Annotated in this window: 1 rRNA gene; it reads left to right on the top strand. The window is 45.6% G+C overall.

Annotation, left to right across the window (positions count from 1 at the left end):
- Positions 1 to 418 precede the first annotated feature (418 nt).
- Positions 419 to 1,940 (top strand): 16S ribosomal RNA (locus G3567_RS13125).
- The last annotated feature ends 114 nt before the right edge of the window (positions 1,941 to 2,054 follow it).

The following is a 2,054-nucleotide window of genomic DNA, read 5'->3' as shown; positions in this document are numbered from 1 at the left end:
CAAGTTGTTGTTATGGCTTGTGAGCAGAGGAATTAAGTTGTAGGTTTGCGCTCTTAAAAAAACCGGATTAGCACGTTCATTAAAACTTTTATTTTTTTCAAAATTATCACTTGTTATATTAAAAATAAGTATTAGTTTTGCATCCGCTTAGAGAAATAGGCATACGAGTTTAAAGGTCTTTGGTTAGATTTTAGACAGCAAGAATTTCTCTTCTTCCCTTTGGGGGAGATGTCCGCCTGAAGGCGGGCAGATGAGAAAAAGTTCATTGACATATTGAATTGACAATTATAAGTAGAGCGATCTACTTATAGAATTAGAAACATTAAAAGATTAGACTAATTGTAAAAGATTAGAGTTAATTCCTGAGAAGACAATTTTAGAATTGAATTCATTTAGACGTTAAGATATATAAGATTTAACGATGAAGAGTTTGATCCTGGCTCAGGATGAACGCTAGCGGCAGGCCTAACACATGCAAGTCGAGGGGTAGCAGGGTCTTCGGATCGCTGACGACCGGCGCACGGGTGAGTAACGCGTATACAATCTGCCTATTACTAAGAGATAGCCCAGAGAAATTTGGATTAATATTTTATGGTATTACGACTTGGCATCGAGTTGTAATTAAAGGTTACGGTAATAGATGAGTATGCGTCCTATTAGCTAGATGGTAAGGTAACGGCTTACCATGGCTACGATAGGTAGGGGTCCTGAGAGGGAGATCCCCCACACTGGTACTGAGACACGGACCAGACTCCTACGGGAGGCAGCAGTGAGGAATATTGGACAATGGGAGCAATCCTGATCCAGCCATGCCGCGTGCAGGAAGACTGCCCTATGGGTTGTAAACTGCTTTTATACAGGAAGAAAAAGCCCGACGTGTCGGGTGTTGACGGTACTGTAAGAATAAGGATCGGCTAACTCCGTGCCAGCAGCCGCGGTAATACGGAGGATCCAAGCGTTATCCGGAATCATTGGGTTTAAAGGGTCCGTAGGCGGGACAATAAGTCAGTGGTGAAAGTCTGCAGCTCAACTGTAGAATTGCCATTGATACTGTTGTTCTTGAGTGCTTGTGAAGTGGTTAGAATGAGTAGTGTAGCGGTGAAATGCATAGATATTACTCAGAATACCGATTGCGAAGGCAGATCACTAACAATTCACTGACGCTGATGGACGAAAGCGTAGGTAGCGAACAGGATTAGATACCCTGGTAGTCTACGCCGTAAACGATGGTTACTAGCTGTTCGGATCAATTGAGATCTGAGTGGCTAAGCGAAAGTGATAAGTAACCCACCTGGGGAGTACGTTCGCAAGAATGAAACTCAAAGGAATTGACGGGGGCCCGCACAAGCGGTGGAGCATGTGGTTTAATTCGATGATACGCGAGGAACCTTACCAGGGCTTAAATGCAGTTTGACAGGGGTGGAAACACCTTTTCCTTCGGGCAAATTGCAAGGTGCTGCATGGTTGTCGTCAGCTCGTGCCGTGAGGTGTCAGGTTAAGTCCTATAACGAGCGCAACCCCTTTGGTTAGTTACCAGCATGTAATGATGGGGACTCTAGCCATACTGCCAGTGTAAACTGTGAGGAAGGTGGGGATGACGTCAAATCATCACGGCCCTTACGTCCTGGGCTACACACGTGCTACAATGGTAGGGACAGAGAGCAGCCACTCCGCGAGGAGGAGCGAATCTACAAACCCTATCACAGTTCGGATCGCAGTCTGCAACTCGACTGCGTGAAGCTGGAATCGCTAGTAATCGCATATCAGCCATGATGCGGTGAATACGTTCCCGGGCCTTGTACACACCGCCCGTCAAGCCATGGAAGCTGGGGGTACCTGAAGTCGGTCGCCGCAAGGAGCCGCCTAGGGTAAAACTAGTAACTGGGGCTAAGTCGTAACAAGGTAGCCGTACCGGAAGGTGCGGCTGGAATACCTCCTTTTTTAGAGTATTGCATCTGATAAGATGCAGTAGACGTTTAAATAAAGGGAATTAATCAAGCTTTAATCCGTAAGTGATTGGTCGAGGCTTTGATGTTTCTAATTGTCAATTTAAT

Origin of the sequence: Psychroflexus aurantiacus (genome assembly GCF_010820555.1) — a bacterium.
GTDB lineage: Bacteria > Bacteroidota > Bacteroidia > Flavobacteriales > Flavobacteriaceae > Psychroflexus > Psychroflexus aurantiacus.
Note: the sequence above shows the minus strand (reverse complement) of the source record. Positions and strands in the feature narration are given on the sequence as shown.